The following is a 644-nucleotide window of genomic DNA, read 5'->3' on the forward strand; positions in this document are numbered from 1 at the left end:
TGGCTGCGCGGGCACCTCGCCGTGTCCGGCGCCTTCGCCGCCCGGGTGGTCGGCCAGGGCCGGGCGCTGGAGCACCTGCCGCTCACCGAGGGCGCCTTCGCCGACGGCGACCTCGGCGCCGACCACGTCCAGGAGATCGCCCGGATCGTGCAGCCGGCCCATCTGGCGCAGGCCGCGGCGCAGGGCATCGACCTGGCGCAGGTGGAGGCCGCGCTGGTCACCGTCGCCGTCCACGGCACCCACCGCGACCTGCGCCTGGCCGTCGCGGACTACCTGGCCAAGCTCGACCCCGACGGCCCCGAACCCGACCCCACCGAACAGCGGGCCTTCAGCATGGTCCAGCACCCCGACGGCAGCTGGACCGTCCGCGGCACCCTCGACCCGGTCGGCGGGCAGAAGGTCGCCACCGCCCTGGAAGCGGTCTCCGCCGCCTCCCGCTGCGCCGGGGACCTGCGCAGCCGCGCCCAACGCGGAGCCGACGCGCTGGTCCAGCTGGCCGACAACGCCCTGGCCTCCGGGCAGCTGCCGGTGCTGCGCACCGTCAAACCGCACGTCATCGCCACCCTGCCGCTCAGCGACCTGGTCGACCCGGCGACCACACCAGGCGCGGCACGCACCGGAACCGGCGCCACGATCTCCGCCGC

General features: G+C 76.4%; 1 protein-coding gene. It reads left to right on the plus strand.

What is annotated here, in order from left to right; genetic code table 11:
- The coding region (locus tag ACK586_RS25485) for a DUF222 domain-containing protein (RefSeq protein ID WP_409333327.1) at positions 1-644 on the plus strand (644 nt) is incomplete at both ends.

It is taken from the genome of Trujillonella humicola (genome assembly GCF_046233715.1).
Classification (GTDB): Bacteria; Actinomycetota; Actinomycetes; order Mycobacteriales; family Geodermatophilaceae; genus Trujillonella; species Trujillonella humicola.